The sequence below is a fragment of the Methanosarcina soligelidi genome (assembly GCF_000744315.1).
Classification (GTDB): domain Archaea; phylum Halobacteriota; class Methanosarcinia; order Methanosarcinales; family Methanosarcinaceae; genus Methanosarcina; species Methanosarcina mazei.
This window is the reverse complement of sequence record NZ_JQLR01000001.1, coordinates 3,590,910-3,607,410: the sequence shown is the minus strand read 5'-3', so window position 1 is coordinate 3,607,410 and position 16,501 is coordinate 3,590,910. Positions and strand designations below refer to the sequence as shown.

At 41.5% G+C, this 16,501-nt stretch carries 11 protein-coding genes and 1 pseudogene; 2 read left to right on the top strand and 10 right to left on the bottom strand.

Annotation, left to right across the window (positions count from 1 at the left end):
• Positions 1–180: 180 nt before the first annotated feature.
• A complete protein-coding gene (locus tag M886_RS15430) occupies positions 181–1,278 on the bottom strand; it encodes a cation diffusion facilitator family transporter (RefSeq protein ID WP_048051446.1) in 1,098 nt (365 codons plus the stop codon).
• Positions 1,279–2,148: 870 nt separating this feature from the next.
• Complete coding sequence (locus M886_RS15425; protein ID WP_048051445.1) at positions 2,149–3,597, bottom strand: saccharopine dehydrogenase C-terminal domain-containing protein; 1,449 nt, start codon at positions 3,595–3,597, stop codon at positions 2,149–2,151.
• A gap of 1,024 nt (positions 3,598–4,621) precedes the next feature.
• Between M886_RS15425 and M886_RS15415 the strand changes: the two genes are divergently transcribed.
• Complete coding sequence (locus M886_RS15415; RefSeq protein WP_048038529.1) at positions 4,622–4,948, top strand: DUF2769 domain-containing protein; 327 nt, start codon at positions 4,622–4,624, stop codon at positions 4,946–4,948.
• Positions 4,949–5,528: 580 nt separating this feature from the next.
• Positions 5,529–6,527: a catalase family peroxidase gene (locus M886_RS15405; protein WP_080925746.1), complete on the top strand. Its 999-nt coding sequence runs from the start codon at positions 5,529–5,531 to the stop codon at positions 6,525–6,527.
• 223 nt (positions 6,528–6,750) lie between these two features.
• Here M886_RS15405 and M886_RS15400 read toward each other — a convergent pair whose 3' ends face one another.
• The 8 genes and pseudogenes from M886_RS15400 to M886_RS15370 all read right to left on the bottom strand — a co-directional run bounded on the left by M886_RS15400 (position 6,751) and on the right by M886_RS15370 (position 16,001).
• Positions 6,751–7,104: a DUF488 domain-containing protein gene (locus tag M886_RS15400; protein WP_048038679.1), complete on the bottom strand. Its 354-nt coding sequence runs from the start codon at positions 7,102–7,104 to the stop codon at positions 6,751–6,753.
• Positions 7,105–7,649: 545 nt separating this feature from the next.
• Positions 7,650–8,206, bottom strand: a pseudogene (locus M886_RS15395) (glycosyltransferase family 4 protein); the annotation flags it as partial.
• Entirely contained in the window at positions 8,207–8,635 is a 429-nt protein-coding gene (locus M886_RS15390) for an ester cyclase (protein WP_048038526.1), read from the bottom strand. It lies immediately after the preceding pseudogene.
• A gap of 45 nt (positions 8,636–8,680) precedes the next feature.
• Complete coding sequence (locus M886_RS15385; RefSeq protein ID WP_048038525.1) at positions 8,681–9,019, bottom strand: cupin domain-containing protein; 339 nt, start codon at positions 9,017–9,019, stop codon at positions 8,681–8,683.
• A gap of 154 nt (positions 9,020–9,173) precedes the next feature.
• Positions 9,174–10,802, bottom strand: coding sequence for a hydroxylamine reductase (hcp, locus tag M886_RS15380; protein ID WP_048038676.1), 1,629 nt, complete (start codon positions 10,800–10,802; stop codon positions 9,174–9,176).
• A gap of 443 nt (positions 10,803–11,245) precedes the next feature.
• On the bottom strand, positions 11,246–13,429 hold the full coding sequence (locus M886_RS15375) for an amylo-alpha-1,6-glucosidase (protein WP_050035715.1): 2,184 nt from the start codon (positions 13,427–13,429) through the stop codon (positions 11,246–11,248).
• 28 nt (positions 13,430–13,457) lie between these two features.
• Positions 13,458–13,607 carry a hypothetical protein gene (locus M886_RS18725; RefSeq protein ID WP_155397867.1) on the bottom strand — a complete coding sequence of 50 codons (150 nt, stop codon included), beginning with the start codon at positions 13,605–13,607 and terminating at the stop codon, positions 13,458–13,460.
• A 387-nt stretch (positions 13,608–13,994) separates the two neighbouring features.
• On the bottom strand, positions 13,995–16,001 hold the full coding sequence (locus M886_RS15370; RefSeq protein WP_048038674.1) for an alpha-amylase family glycosyl hydrolase: 2,007 nt from the start codon (positions 15,999–16,001) through the stop codon (positions 13,995–13,997).
• Between the last annotated feature and the right edge of the window lie 500 nt (positions 16,002–16,501).

Below are 16,501 nucleotides of genomic sequence, written 5' to 3'. Positions count from 1 at the left end.
AACACACTAATTCCTACAAACTGGACTCTGAATCCATTTATATGAATGGAATTCGTGTCTTTGTCCTTGTAGAATATGATATACTTAAGCAATGATCCCTAAAAATAAATATAAAGCCCTTTTTTCAGTTCAGTTGTAGAAATCCTATAAAGGGTTCAATGAAACCAACTATCTGGAAACTCATTGGGGATAGACATTTACAACGTGTGTTTGTTTTCCATGTTGCATATCTGGATTTTCAGTCTCACTGTGACAACATTCCCCTGAGGCTTTTAGGGGGTCTACGCGGATAATGATGTCGGAAAGATAGGAAAAATTCTCCAGAAGCTTTTTTTCTACTGCGCTGGAAACTTCGTGCCCTTCTTCAACGGAAAGTGAAGAAGGAACGGAAGCCTTGATCTCTGCATGGAGCCTGTGCCCTATCCAGCGCACCCTGAGGTCTGTTACTTCACAGACACCTTCAACGCTTTCAGCAATATTTTTTACCCTGTCGATGATTTCAGGCTCAACGCCGTCAAGCAGGCGAGTAAATACGAGTTTACTGGAATCAAGAACTATTTTGAGAATGGTTATTGTTATCAGCATGCCTATAAGAGGGTCAAGGACCGGAAATCCTGACCACACACCGATTGCCCCTAACAGGACAGCAAGGCTGGTAAAGCCGTCCACCCTGGCATGATATCCATCTGCGACAAGGGCTGCACTCCCAATTTCTTTTCCAACTTTCATGCGGAACTCTGCAACAACTTCGTTTCCGATACAGCCTATGATTGCGGCAATTGCTACAGCTTTCAAATGATCTACGGGCTGAGGGTTTAAGAAGCGTGTCAGGGATTCATAGCCCGCAACTGCTGCACTGAAAAGGATGAGGATAACAATGATCACACCTGCAAGGTCTTCTGCTCTGCCATAACCATAAGAGAAGCGTTTGCTCGGTTTTTTTCTTGCCAGGGAAAAGGCGATTGCCAGGGGGATCGCTGTTGATGCGTCCCCGAAGTTATGGATGGTATCAGCAAGAAGGGCAACACTGCCCGAGACATACACAATGAAAATCTGCAGGACGGCTGTGATCATAAGCCCTATGAAAGACCATTTGACAGCCCAGAGCCCTCTGCTGGTAGCAGTTATTGAAGGATCTACAGCTCCGTGAGTATGACTGTGCCTGTGCCTGTGGGAGTGAGTTCTGGAATGAGTACAGGCGTGCTCATAACTCTTATGTGACTGTTCGGAACTTTCCTTCTTCCCGTGTGAATGATAATTGGAATGCTTTTCTGACATGATTACTCCAGATCAATAAGATTTTTTAAAACAATTTTTTTATCGGATACTCTATTGACTATTATATGCTCATCTGAAATTCATAGAAGAAGATTTAATTTTCAGTATCTGTTAAGCGTTTAAAAGAAGGTTTGTTGAAGCTAAAGCAATCTAATCTGTTTTTTTCTTTTGTTTTCGTTATATCCGCATCCTCTACTTACGATATTTTTTTAAAGACCGTGGGTTATATCTCTTTATTTTTTAAATAATTAATATACATTTTTTCTTATATGTCCTATATGGGAATACTTGGATCAAATGAAAATTGCTTCATCTGTCCTTAGTTGTATAATTAATTGATAAAGCTTTTCTTTCTAATTTGTCCTATATAAAAATACTCATATTTAAAAGAATGATGCTTTTGAACAAACAATAACAAACTGAGATCCGGGAATGCTCTAATTTATTTTATATCTTCATATGTGATGAAAATTCTATGTAATAACAATTAGATGCTCTGAACTATGAATTCAGTTTTTAGTGAGTTAAGGACTCAAAATAAAAGCCGCATCCCTATAAAATCGGGTCTCTTAAAACCGGGGCTTTTAAGACCGAGTCTCTAATAGAAATTGAGTCTCTAATAGAAATTGAGTCTAGGATAAAAATTGAGTCTAGGATAAAAATTGAGTTCAGGATAAAAACTGAGTTCAGGATAAAAATTGAGGCTCGAAAGTTGAATAACAGCAAAAGCCGAAAAAAGATAATGAGAAATGCAATTTTAACGCAGAAATCAGGTAAGCTCCCTCCAGGGCCAGATATCAGTCTGCTCTGATCAGTCTGTTCTGATTAGTCTGCTCTGGAAAGGGTTTACCTGGAATATCTCACTCCGGATTAACCTACGAAAATAAAATTCTCAAATTGCCATGGATCCGGGTCGTGCTTCACGGCGGGGCTTTCTTTGAAAAATATTTTGCGGTTTTTGAGTGGTGTCCAGTCCGAAGGTGTCGAAATAAATTTCCCGAGGTACGGTCTGGCAATATCCAGGACAAAATCATGGGGCAGGTCCTCAGGTGTTTTAACGCCTTCCCGCGGGTTTTCAAGCATCCATAGTATGGCAGCAACAATGCCTGCAGCTACCTGAAGAGTTGTAGCATTCTGGCCGGGAGCGAGGGACCTTGCTTCTTCAATGCTCAACGCACTCCCGGTCCACCAGGAATTATAAGAGTGGCCCATCAGGAGTGCTCCCATTATATCTTCGCCGGATACGATTTCATTTGTCATGATCCTGAGCCTGGGTTGAAGCTCATAATTCCTGCCACGCAATTCGCAAAGAGAGGAAAGGGTATCATGAGAGGGCATGTAAGCATAATGTACTGTGGGGCGATAGACCGCTTTTTCACCTTCCCAGACAGTTAGCAGTTTTGAAAGGCCATATGATTCTCCGTGACGGATCGCCATACCTACAATTTCTTCGTCAGGTATCCACGACCTGACCCATGTATTAACGCCCATCTGAGGAAGGAGAATTACATTTTTCGGTCCGTAAGGTGGTATATGTGCGAGGGGAGGCAATTTGCTCTCATGGGTACCCCAGGCTATTTCAACCGGAGCAATTCCTTCTTCTCTTAATCCTTCAATGCTCCATGTTCCTACAAATTCATTAACTTCCTTTGGCCGGCTGGCAATTTGAGTATCCCTCTCGCTGCAGTGGATCACCCTGATTCCCAGCTTCTGAGCCAGGCGGGCAAAGTCCCTGTTTTTTGCAAGAAGAGTAATTTCCTGTTCGTCTTCGGGTGATACTTTTTTGTCTTCACAGGTGCGGGCGGCAATATCCAGCAAGCCCTGTTTTACGAAGTGAGTTATCAGGCCCGGATTTGCTCCATGGTCAACAACAGCAGTCGGAGCATCTTTCCAGTCGCGGGAAAGTTCCTGCAGTCTCATTTGCCGTAAATAAAGAGATTTTTCCAATAAACTTTGAGTCAGAAATTTCTCAGCAGGGTCCCATACTTCAACCGAAGTATTAACGTACAGTACATCGTGGTCATGGCACCACTTGACGATTTCATTGGCATCGATATTCCACGAAAGATCAATGATCATTCCTTCGTTTTCCATATTTTGTGACAGGACCTGATCCAGATTTTTCGGGGTAATCTTTTCACGGACAAACGTTAATCCCTGATTTGTATATTTTTTCAGGGCTTTTGACTTGTCTTCAAAATCAATTAAGGTGATGTTTTCAAGCGGGATATCGAGCTTATCCAGTAAAAGGGGCAGGGTGCACTGTGAAACTGAACCATAACCAATAATCAGGACTTTATTGGAAAATCTTTTTTTCATAGGATTCGTAAACGTGAGACATGAATATAACTTTTCTCATATTAACTTCTCTCAATAATGCTACCTGATTTCTCCAAACTCTGGTGGAGGTTCATGGGATAAAGATAATCTACTTACATCTCACTAAAAAAATCCGGGTAATCTTTGCCATGGATCGTGACACATTTAGTCAAAACTTTTTTTATTTCAGTTCAGAAAGAGCTTTACAAACCGTTCAGGGCTGCATCCCGGGATATAGGCAGCTGATTAAGAAGTATTCTTAACAAAACAGGTTTGAGACGGCAAAAGCACGAGCCTGGTAGCGGTTAATAGGTAGTGAGATTCATGGAAAAGGAAATATTTTTTATTCAGCCTAATTCTGGACCCTTTTTCTCATATCTTTTCTCTTCCTTTTCGACCGCCGTTTGATCATTTGTAAGTTCTACTTCTTTTTGTGAATTTTGCTCGTAAATTAATCATAACCGGAAAATATTCTTGCTTTATCCTTTTCTCCGGAATTCCCACTTCCCTTGAAAGAGAGACGATTGCGTCTACCATCTTCTGAGGGCCACTTGTATAGAAAGTGCGCTCTATAAAATCTGGTATAAATCTTTTGACCATTTCTGCATTGACTCTCTCTGACACACCCTTCCAGTCTGATCCGGGTTTAGTAATTGTTTCAATTACTTTTATGTTTGGGTTTTCCGTCTGAATGCAAGGTAATGGAATCCCTGAGGTTTCTCAAACCTTACGCTCTTTATATCAGGTGTTCTCTGAATAGTCTCAACTACTTTTGTTTCAAAAAATCATTTTTACCCCACTAATCGATGATTACTCGAAAATTGATCCCGTATAATTTAGGTAAATCGACATATGACACACGTATGCAATAGGATTTACGTTGTTGAATTAACCTGAGTACTAAAAACTTATTTTCATTCCAACCGCATAAGTTGTGATTATTCCGGAAACTGAAAAGGCTTTTATGTTCTAAATTTAAGATATAGAATGAATATTTTTTAATTAATATTATTCGGGGGATAAAATGGATAAGAGAGGGAATTCGAAAGTTGCATACACTTTAGAGAATGTCAAAAAATGTATGTGCCCAAAGTGCCCTGTCCAGGCTGACAGCAAATGTGCAATGGATAAACTTGATAGTTTTATGAAAGGGTTGGAAACTGCACGGGAAGGAGATGTTCCGGAGCCTCAAAACGTTCCAGGAGTATACTGTTCCACAGGCAAAACCACCTGTCAGGATCTTAACCCTAACCAGCAATGCATTTGTTATACCTGTGCAGTCTGGAAAGAGTACAATCTCGGAGAAGGAACGCCGTCTATGTACTTCTGCCAGAACGGTAAAGCAACCTGATTTATAATTAGAAAATAAAAATGCTATATCTGGAAGCAGACAGTAAATTGGCAGAAATAAACTTTAGTTCATAAAAGAAGTTATTACGATATTGTTGTCTGAAGCAGTTCAACCTCTTGTAGAATTGTCAATGTTTTATTTGCATTTTTGAGGAGGGGAAGAAGGCGTATGTGATCAGCTGGTTCCTCAAAGAAGTTCGATGTGCCAGCTGATTCTGCATGGAGACAAGGAGCAGGTAGTCCCGATCGGCATCTCGACTCTTCTCTCTTTCAAGATCGTCAAGGACATCACGCTGAGACCTGCAGGGATGCGTCGAATAGTATGTGCACGACTCTTAAAGATCAGTGAACGAGGATTCGCTCGGTTTTTTCAATACATCAGACAGGGGCAAAACTGCCAGTCTTTGGTGAGTTTTGGAATAAACATTCTTTAGAGAAACAATGATTAAAAAGCACCATAAAGAATTGCTATCACCCAAAGAGTTGCTAACCTATGATATTGGGTTGCGTTGTAATACAGAAGGTTGGGAGGTCTTTCAACATGAAGCTAATAAGCAAAGTAATTGAAAGGAGAGTCTGTAATGCCATTGGATGATGCGCATCATACCTTTTTGAATGACGAAATTGGAGAGAAACGGGCAGAAGAAGAGCTAGAAGCTTCATCGCCCCAAAGCTCGACACCGGCTGAATTAGTCGATGCAATCAATCTGGTTTTCGGCAAGCAAACCTATAATCGAGCAATCCATGCGAAGGGCATCGTGTTAGAGGGAAGATTTCTCCCCAGCCCTTCGGCGGCAGCATTGAGTAAGGCGCCGCATTTTCAGAACGCAGCAGTCCCCGTGACAGTTCGTTTTTCCGATTTTGCAGGCATACCTACAATATCAGACACGGATGATCTTGCAAATCCGCGAGGTATGGCAGTGAAGTTTCATCTACCGGACGGATCGGAGACAGATCTTGTGATACATTCGTTCAATGGATTTCCCTCCGCCACTACTGATGAGTTTCGGGAACTCCTGATTGCAATTGGCTCAAGTGGACCCGGAGCTGCTACTCCGACGCCGGCTGACACTTACCTTGCAACACATCCAGTTGCGAAGTCGTTCCTGGAATCACAACAGCCTCCGCCAGTCAGCTATGCAACGCTCACTTATTTTGGAGTCAACAGTTACAAGTTCACCAATGCACAGGATCAGGTTGTTTTTGGTCGTTACCGCATCGAGCCTGAGGAGGGAAACCAGTTTTTGTCTGCAGAGGAGATTGAAAAAGCTTCTCCTGATTACCTTGCAGACGAGATTCGCCAGCGTCTGGCACGCGCACCAGTTAAGTTCGATTTACGCGTTCAAATATCGGAACCGGGAGATAAAATAGACGATCCTTCAATTGCGTGGCCTGGCACACGCAGGCTCGCCGATATAGGCCTAATCGAGATCACAAAAGTTATCCCAGATACTGATGCAGTGGAACGTGATCTTCTCTTCCTTCCCGCCCAATTACCCGAGGGAATCGAGCCGGCCGACCCTATGATCCAGTTTCGTAACGCTGCCTATGTTATCTCATACGGGCGCCGCCATCAATAATATACCAGGAAAATGAAGGTCATTAACGGATAAAACCATGAACATTCCATTTAAAGAATTTCAGTGAATTGCGGCTGATGTTGTGTAACTAGTACTGCGATTCCAAATAAATTCCTTATTTCAGAATAGAATTCTTGATCGTTGGGTAGATTGAAACATCAAGTTTTATTAAAATGGTTCGGAATCGGAGAGCTAGTTTTGTCTATTCAATTTTTCGCGATCACTATCTCTTTAATCTTGAGTCCAGGTACTCCTTTAAAACTGCGGCGTTATTTAAATCCTCATTTTTTGCGGCATAGAGCAGGGTCAGGTCAGTTTCTTTCGCTTTATCCATGAGTTTCTGTACATATTCTTCCTTTAGTTCCAGTTCTTCAAGATAGCATTTCCTGAACTCTTCCCATTTTTCAGGATCATGGGAAAACCATTTTCTAAGTTCGTCCCTGGGAGCTATCTCCTTTAACCACAGGTCAAGCCTGACTTCGTTTTTTCGAAGTCCCCTGGGCCAAAGCCTGTCTACAAGTACCCTGAATCCATCATGGTCTGATGGTTGTTCGTAAATCCTTTTTAGTCGAATCAACTACTTCCCCCCCTTTTAATTATTTAAACATTTTCTGAGTTCATTTTTTCCTCTACTCACTTTTTACTTTCCGGATGGGCTCTAAATGGTTTCTACGTGTCCAGATTTAACGACTAAAAGCAATAGCCCGAAGTCTGAGTTGCTGATTCTAATATTGCAGTTTGTAGCATATTATTTTTTAATAGTTCTATTTCCTTTTCAATTCCATCATTTCTTGCTTGGCCGAGATCAGTTTGTCTCTCATTTTAGATGCTCGCACCTCAGCTGCTTTAATTCCGTCCTGCAACTCTCATAAAGTTCTGATTCTTCAAGATCCGATTCCGCACGTAACTTTTCGACTCTCAATATTTTCCCTTAAATACTACCAACTGTTTCCAATGTGAGTTTATATACACGAAAACTCATTCTCAGCAAATTGAAGATCTAAATTTGATGGCTTTAAATTTTATTATACTGATCCTTTTTCAGGCAATTGCTTGTAAAGGTTCCCATTTTTGGGTGAAAATACCTTGATAGCTTTAAGAGAAATATCAGTTTTTTGATTTTCAGAAACTGGATTTGTGCTTTTCAACCAGCTTCTCATATACTTTCAAAGTTTTTTCAGCTATGGTTTTCCAGTTGTATTTCTGTTTAAGAAGATAGTTCCCTTTTTCTCCCATCTTGTTACGACCAAGCCTTTCAAGGATATAATTTAGGCCCCAGGCAATAGAAGAGGGTTCTTTATAAGCAATAATGCCTGTTTTGAAGTTTTCCACAAGTTCAACCACGGCGAGCATCCTTGTTGCGCCTCCTACAAGGATCACTTGTAACTATCGGTTTACTTGCGTCCCAGGCTTCAAGTACGATAATTCCGAAAGGCTCGTTCCTGCTAGGAATGCAAACAAGGTCACAGGCATTAAACCAGTCTATCACAGTATTATCCGCGGCATACCCAAGAAAGTTACAGGAATTTCCGATCCCAAGTTTATGAGCTTGATATTCACAAAGGGCGCGCATTTCCCCTTCTCCTGTGAGTACAAACTGTGCATTCTTTTTTCAGAACCTTTGCCGCAGCTTCTATTAGCAGGTCAGGACCTTTCTGATATGCCATCCTTCCAGTAAATTAACCCTGGTTCCCAGGTGAAGGAAAATTCCTTAACTGTTGCATCAGGCCGAGAAGGTTAGCCTCACCCCACAACTCGACAATCTTACCATCCTTAATACGGAAGATCTCTATGCCAGTCATGGTTATTGTTTTTTCTGTGGCCGGCAGACCCATAAAATCGCCTTTATGTATACCATGGGCTGTGAAGCGAGCAGCCACATTATCTCCTTCGGCAATCATATCTTCTATTGTAACATTGAGGTGTTCGAAGGCTGCTCTGCATGAGGTGATTACTTCTTTTATTCCATTTATTCCTGAAGATACAGGAAGAGGAACATGAAGAGTGAAATCAGATGATAGCAGTTCATTGGCAATATTTAGATTTCCTTTAGAGGGCCCTTCCTCAAAGAATCGACGGACTATTGCTTTATTCTCTTCTGTAGACATATTTCTCCTCTATTGTTTTATTTATCCTGTTTGTGTGATTTTGCTTCACAGCAAGCGTGTGGATTCGGTTTGTCTCGGGACTTTAACAACGAGTACTCTAAAGATTCCATCTCCGGGATTCAAAAGGCGGTGAGGAACTTTTGCAGGACTTTCAATTAACGTATCCATGCTGACCTCCTGTTGCTCATCCCCAATCTCAACAATGCCTTTCCCCTCAAGAATATAGAAAAAGACATTTGTTGGAGTGCTATGCTTTTTTAAGGCTTCTCCTGGCTTTAGTTCTATATGTACTGCTTGGGCATGTTCTGTATCATAGAGCATTCTAACGCTTACATTATGAGGATTCGGCTTTTCAGGTGAAGATTCCATATCAATAACTTTCATATTGTTCCCTCTTTTAACCATAATTTTATGTTATTCAGTATATTTTAATAATTTAGTTAGTGTTGCGTCAATGTTCAGAGATTTAATTTCTGAAAATCACAATTAATCTATGCGATATTTTGCTGTTGACGCAACACCAGTTTCTTCATAAAGTTCAAGCTTGATTCAGAAGTACTTTCATATCAGCTTCAACGGTTGTGTTTGGCCTGATATTGAAGTTTTCAACCAGCACTTTAAGGACGTTCGGCGAAACAAAGGCTGGGAGTGTAGGACCCAGGGTGATGTTCTTTACTCCAAGACTCAGGAGGGCAAGCAGAACAAGCACGGCTTTTTGCTCATACCATGCTATGTTGTAGGAAACAGGGAGATCATTTATGTCCTTGAGGCCGAAAGCCTCTGCAAGTTTCTGAGCTATTACTACAAGAGAGTATGAATCATTACACTGACCTGCATCGATTACTCTTGGGATTCCTTCTATATCTCCAAGATCCAGTTTGTTGTAGCGGTATTTTGCACAGCCGGCTGTCAGGATTACGGTGTCTTTTGGTAGGGCTTTTGCAAAATCTGTGTAGTAAGCTCTTTCCTTATGTCTGCCGTCGCAGCCTGCCATGACCATGAACCTGCTGATCTTTCCGGTTTTTACGGCATCTATTATCTTATCTGCAACAGAAATGGCTGCATCATGTGCGAAACCTCCGACTATTGTTCCACTTTCCAGTTGCTCGGGTGGCTTGCTCATTTTTGCCTGTTCTATAAGCGGAGTAAAGTCCTTTGTGCCATCTTCTTTTTCATATATATGGGTAAGCCCTTCAAAACCCACGACTCCTGTAGTGTAGATCCTGTTTCTGTATGATTCCCTTGGTGGGATTATGCAGTTTGTTGTCAGCAGGATGGGGCCGTTGAACTTTTCGAACTCTTCGTTCTGTCTCCACCAGGCATTTCCGTAATTGCCTACGAAATTGTCATATTTCTTAAATGCAGGATAAGAGTTTGCAGGCAGCATTTCTCCGTGGGTATAAACATCTATTCCGGTACCCTTTGTCTGCTCAAGGAGCTGTTCGAGATCCCTCAGGTCATGCCCACTGATAAGTATTCCAGGCCTATCTCTTACACCTATATTAACTACTGTCGGTTCAGGGTTTCCATATGTTTCTGTATTTGCTCTGTCAAGCAGGGCGAGGACAGAGACACCTTTCTGTCCGCACTCCAGGACAAGGCCGGTTAGGGCTTCTACTCCTAAGCTGTCGTCTGTTGTTGCAAACAGTCCTTTTTCTATAAACTCAAAGCTTGCTTCATCTTTATATCCCAGAATATAGGCATGGTGTGCATAAGCGGCCATTCCCTTCATCCCGTAGGTGAGAAGTTCTCTAAGGGATCGGATATCTTCATCTGCAGTTGAGTGAACAGCAACATCCAAATTTCCTATGTTTTCAGGGGTAACTGTAGCCACTGCAGGCAGGTCTTTTTCGGCATCTATTATTCCCGAAGGAAGCTTTGCCTTAATGTTGTCTCTGAGCTCAAATCCTTTCTTTATATAGGATTCAATTTCCTCCTTGTCAAAATTAGTGTTAGTAAGAGTGGCAAAGAAGCCGTCAAGAATAAAACGATCTGTTGCTTCTTCATTCAGACCTGCAGCCCTTGCTTTAAGATTATAAAAAGAGATGCTTTTGAGGACATAGATCAATCTGTCCTGAAGATCTGCAACTTCCCCTTTCTTGCCGCATACTCCATTTTTCGTACAACCTATTGACTTAAAAGTTTCTTGACATTGATTACAAAACATATTTTATCACCTTTAAAACTGTTATTCAGTTTACTCCCGGTTTTTTCATTCTTTCATATCTGCAGATCCAGTTTCTGAATCATTGAGGTGTAGTGTACTATATTTGTAGAATGTATCTGTAAAATACATTAGGGAACTATTTTCTATACGATAGTGGCTCATATATAGGAGACAGTTTCGATGTGGGTACCTTAATAATAAAAATTCAATTTCACAAAAAACCGGATGCACAATCTTTGTCGGAGGTAAGCTGGGAAGGAAGCCTGGACACGGGACAAAGCTGGCCAACATTAATTCCACCTCAGTAATGGTCTTGATTCTGTAGACACCGGGCAGGTGCCTGTGGTGTATATTGTTACTTTTGCCATACGCTCTAATTCTATTGTTATCCAGTTTCATTCAATTTTTTTTCAATTAGTTTCTTTTTTATTCATTCCCAAAATTTAATACTCGATGAGCACATTGATGTCCCCGATCTTCTTTGATACGTTGACCAGCGTCTCGTACTCGGCCTTCCTGAAATTCAGAGCGGTCAATGTGTTTCCAACTTTCATGTTGTTGAACTGCACATTGTCCAGCCAAGAAGGCAGATGTGGCTTGTTGATAATCAGCCGGTTGTTCAGGGCATCAGGAGCTATGCCCAGGCAGGCTGTGAGCATACATGGTATGGTTCCAGACGCCCATGCCTGCGGGCTACAGGCTATCGGGTATTTCACGGGGATGTCGTACTCAGAGCGAGTAAGCCCACTGAAGCATTCCGGCAGGCGGTAGCCCTCGAACGTCCTGGCCGCCTCGTATATGCCTGTGAACAATAAGGACATTTCATTGATGAACCCGTATTTTCTCAAGCCCATGCTAATGATTGCGTTGTCATGCGGCCAGACCGTGCCGTTGTGATATCCCAGCGGGTTGTACCGCTGCTCTTTAGATGATAGCGTGCGAATGCCCCATTCGGTGAACATGTCGTCTCTGAAGATCCTGTCGACCAGGTATTTTACGTATTTTTGATCGATAATTCCTGTCCACAGGCACTGTGCCGGGTTAGACGATATCACGTCACATACGCCTTCCGCATCCAGTGCCTGGGCGAAAAATTGACTGTCTTTCATCCAGAATTCACGGTTGAACCTCTCTTTCAGTTCCCTTGCTTCCTTTTCCAGCCTTGCTGCATCATTTTCCCGTCCCAGCTGCCTGAATAGAGGTGCAAGTTGCCTCTTCGCCATGTACACGTATCCCTGTACTTCGGCAACGGCGACCGGTTGTTTCGCCAGAGTGCCATCCGAGCGGCTGATGGAATCGGGAGAGTCCTTCCATCCCTGGTTGTAAATGCCCATTGGGGATCTCACCGCATAGTAGGCAAAACCATTTCCTTCCAGATTGGCGTAGACATCGATCCATTCCAGGGCCATATCCACATTGCCTTCCAGCTGCTTGACCAGTTCGATGTCCCCGGTCCAGTTTACGTATTCGGCCAGGAGGATCAGGAACAGAGGAGTAGCATCGACAGTGCCGTAGTAAGGCGAATGCGGGATCAGGTTCAGGTTCGCTAGCTCGCCCTGCCTCAGCTCGTGAAGCATTTTGCCGGGCTCCTGGTCCCTCCAGTTATCTGATCTGTTGCTCTGGAATTTTGCGTTCACCAGCAGTGTGCTTTTTGCCAGCCCTGCATCGAAAGGCAATAGCTGGAGAGCTGAGATTATGCTATCTCGCCCGAATAATGTGTCATACCAGGGCACCCCGGCCGAATGGAACACATCACCGTTAAGGCTCATGCGCATCATTTTCAGGTCAGACAGTGAGCGCACCATGATGCTGTTGAAAATGTTGTTGCTGGTTGGTATGCTGTCACTGTATTCGAGGGCCTTGACGTAGGACCTTATAATCTGGTTCATTCGCTCATCGGGATCTTTCACTGGCCGCTCAGGTTCCTGGCCGGGCTCGATCTCCTCTACGGAGATTTCCACATCAACTGTCTGTGACCCGCGTGGGGATATATCCAGTTCAAATGTGCATTTTTTTCCTTCGACCCTTGTGGGCAATGGATCAAATGCAATGATTGTGTTGCGATGAAGTTTGTCCTCTCCCTCGTAGGATAAGTAAAGCTTTTTGCCATCGAACCTGGTAGGCAACACTTCTCCGGAGGTCGGTGGGGCGATGCCCCTGACTGTGAACATGTCTGCGAAATCTGCGTTGAATTCAAAAGTAAGGCTCAGGGTCACAGGGAACGTGTTGAAGTTCCGGATAGTCTGGCTGTGCCGGATGCAGCCCGGTATGACCGTGGCAATAGTGCCAAGAAGCGTTTCTTTGGGGACGGTGGTGCCCGTGCAATCCTTCATTTCCGGGTTGGTGACCATAAGAGTTGATCTAAACCCTCTCACGTCACTGGATAGAACCTGCGTTGGAGGCATATCCATGAGCCGCATGAGAAAACCGCTCAGGTACCTGCAGTCACGGTAATAGAGGCCATATCCGTAATTTTCTATAATAGGTATCTCGCCATTCTCTTGCGTTACGAACGTCAGCCCATTATCCCTTATGACCATACTGTTGATGATGCTATTGGACAGGGTATGTCTCTTGTATATGTCCCATGCTTCAGGGATTTTCTCTCGTTCAGAAAGCTCTAGCATGCAAATTCCTCAAAACATGATATCAATTTTATATAGTGGCTGCAGCCTTCAGGACAGGCTCTGCCGTAAGGTCGCTTCTTACAAAAACTGCATAGTCGGACTGGTCGCACATCCAGGGAATCTGCTTTTCATCGTTATTGGCGTAAGCAGAGTTTTTTACATATGAAATCAATCTCAATGAACGCTAGTTTTTATAAGATCTCAATAAGTGCTAGTTTTTCGTAAGGTCCAAGAGTTGCACAGTTTTTGGAGTAAGTATTCATTTTCACCTGTTTTATGCACTTGCCTGATTAAGAAGCGATGTTAATATCTTCAACTGTTAATTCATTATCAGCAAGTACCACCGGACACTTCTTGCTGGTTGTGATAACCTATATGACGATGATTACAGCCTATATGCTTGAATTCTACACATTAGGAAAATACAATTAACCATATCCAGGAAAGTACTCTTGCTTTGCTGTTTATCCGAAAGTTTCAGTTCCCTTAAAAGAGAGACCATAGCATCTACCAACTCCAGCATCTACCATCTTCTTTATTTTAATTAAGATTAGAGGTTTTGGGATTAGTTCAACCACAGGGTTTGGTACGGCTCAAGAGAAACGATTAATTTTTCACATTTTAAACAAACGTTTATTTTTTCACGGTTAATAAGATTGACCATACATGTCGTTTTATTGATCTTTTCAGCTAAATCATTTAATAATGTAAGAGAAGTCTCCAATTCTTCTCCAGATAAATTATTTACAATGATTACATACTGATCATCACTATCTATCAGATAGGAAAAAATCTCTTTTTTGTCTGATTCTAACCTGGATAATTTTCCTCTTCCTAAAACAGGTATCCCTTTTCGCACTTCTATTAAGTTCCTGACTGTTTTGTAGATTATATTATCTTTCTTTGAACTATAGAAGTCGCTCTTTAAAATAGGACCACGGTTAATATCACGGCTATCAAAACAGCTTAAGTTTATATTTATTTTATTTAGAATTTCCTTACGCTTTTTTTCGGCTTTTTTTCCATATTCCGTGTTGTTTTTGGCTCCAATTTCATCTCCATAGTAAATCACAGGTATCCCGGGGAGAGAAAGAAGTATAGCAAAAGCAAGTTTGATTTTCGCGGGATTTTCGTCTAAGAAATTAGCCATTCTGCCGCTAATTCCAAGACCCTTAAATTCTTCACCTTTTGAAATTAATGAACCATAAATAATTTCTCGAGTACTAATATCAGCCATTTCAACGGTCAATTCATCATGTACTCTTAAAAATTGAGCCCATGCGGTGGATTCCGGGATAGCAGGAGTTTCCTCATGTACATTCCAAAAAAATTCATTATTTTCTGTAATCAGACTTGCCCAAATCGCAGGCATATGAGGGAAATTGTAAGCAACCTGAACCCCATCTGTTCGAGTTAAATTTTCGCCTCCATAAATATTAAAGGTGCGTTCTTTACCAAAATATTTAAGAACCTCTTCCGGGGGCTCACAAGCTTCAGCGTGGAAAATCGATCTGGGGCCGATTGCCTGATTAAATGAACTTAGAATTTTGATAATACAGTGGGTCTTTGGTTGATTTTCAGCATTTGTACCCTTTTCTTTTATAAGAAAAGGGATAGCGTCTAATCTAAATATATCTATACCTTTATTGCTCCAAAAACCTATCATTTTCTCCAAGACATAGTAAAGAACTTCAGGATTTTCCCAGTTTATATCAAGCTGGAAAGGATAAAAAGTATGATAGAAATAATAATCCTCTCCACCAATGCTGATTTTTCTATAGTGAGTTTCTTCACAGGCATCAGTAAAAATCATCCTCCTTTCTGATGGAGGGGTCCAGTCTTCTTCAATATATTTAATTATCGTACCGTCCTGCGAACGTTCATACTCCGGTGGTTCTTTTCGAAATATGAAATAACCCAGTTTACTGACATCACCGTTTAAAGCGTCCTGGAACCATTCATGCTGGTCCGAAAAATGATTCAATACTAAATCTGCCTGGATTTTAAACCCATATTTTTTCGCTTCTCCTATAAACTGATCAAATTCATCCATCCCACCAAGGTCTTCTCTAATTTTTTGAGGGTCTCGAACATCAAAGCCCGCGTCGCCCATCGGAGAATCCATAAACGGCAAAATATAAAGTGTTGTTACTCCCAGATCTTTAAGATAAGGGAGCATTTCTATTAAATCTTTAAATGTATTGGCAGCATTTTCATTTTTTACGCCAAATTGATCTGCATAAAACGTGTACATTATTTCATCTTTATACCAGCTGCTATCTCTTGTGATATCTTCCATTTTTAAAGAAGCTGTACGTTCCGATCTAATTCTTTCAATAATTTCCAGGATATTTGCAAACATCTCATCTACTTTGTCTTCTCCATAGACCTTTTCCAATGCTGGTTTAATATCAATTTCAAGTTGTTTTAAAAAGGTTATGAGTTCTGGTTCGGCTCTTTCAATAATTTCCAGAGAGTTTGCAAACATCTCAACTATGCTGTCTTCTCCATAGACTTTTTCCAATGCCGGTTCAAAATCTATCTCATTTTGTTTTGGAATTTCGTGTGCCATCAGACATCCTCTCTCGAGATCGGTGCAAAATCAAACAAACCCACGATAATCGCCTATATTTTGTATTAGATTCCAGTTCTCTTATTCGATCCTCTCAGGTATTATAAGACAACAAAAATACAAAAATAACTATGTTTCTTTATTACGTACTTCTTAATGTATTTATTTATTTTTTTATTATTGTCTGATGCTGGATGCTAATGTTTTTTTATCTGATTTGCGGCTGGTTGTGCGAATGTTGGGGTAATTTTCCAGAGGAGATTATATTTGGAATGTAAACGATACCAGAAAACATTATTTACTATTTATATGATGATAAAAACGAAAAAAAGAATAAAACGGTTTTCTTTTACGATAATATTCCGACTGAAACAGAAACGACTATAGACATTTAGCGGACAGGCCCATACGCATGGCCAAAATTTGAGACAGAATCCAATCTTCCCGTGATTCCTGAAAATCGTGGCGTCCACTTGTTGACCTCTGTATAAGAAACTGGT

Coding starts and splice junctions, on each gene's coding strand:
- M886_RS15405 (WP_080925746.1), top strand. CDS start 5,529: ATGCCATTGGATGATGCGCATCATACCTTTTTGAATGACGAAATTGGA.
- M886_RS15375 (WP_050035715.1), bottom strand. CDS start 13,429: ATGCTAGAGCTTTCTGAACGAGAGAAAATCCCTGAAGCATGGGACATA.
- M886_RS15430 (WP_048051446.1), bottom strand. CDS start 1,278: ATGTCAGAAAAGCATTCCAATTATCATTCACACGGGAAGAAGGAAAGT.
- M886_RS15390 (WP_048038526.1), bottom strand. CDS start 8,635: ATGTCTACAGAAGAGAATAAAGCAATAGTCCGTCGATTCTTTGAGGAA.
- M886_RS15370 (WP_048038674.1), bottom strand. CDS start 16,001: ATGGCACACGAAATTCCAAAACAAAATGAGATAGATTTTGAACCGGCA.
- M886_RS15385 (WP_048038525.1), bottom strand. CDS start 9,019: ATGAAAGTTATTGATATGGAATCTTCACCTGAAAAGCCGAATCCTCAT.
- M886_RS15415 (WP_048038529.1), top strand. CDS start 4,622: ATGGATAAGAGAGGGAATTCGAAAGTTGCATACACTTTAGAGAATGTC.
- M886_RS15425 (WP_048051445.1), bottom strand. CDS start 3,597: ATGAAAAAAAGATTTTCCAATAAAGTCCTGATTATTGGTTATGGTTCA.
- hcp (WP_048038676.1), bottom strand. CDS start 10,802: ATGTTTTGTAATCAATGTCAAGAAACTTTTAAGTCAATAGGTTGTACG.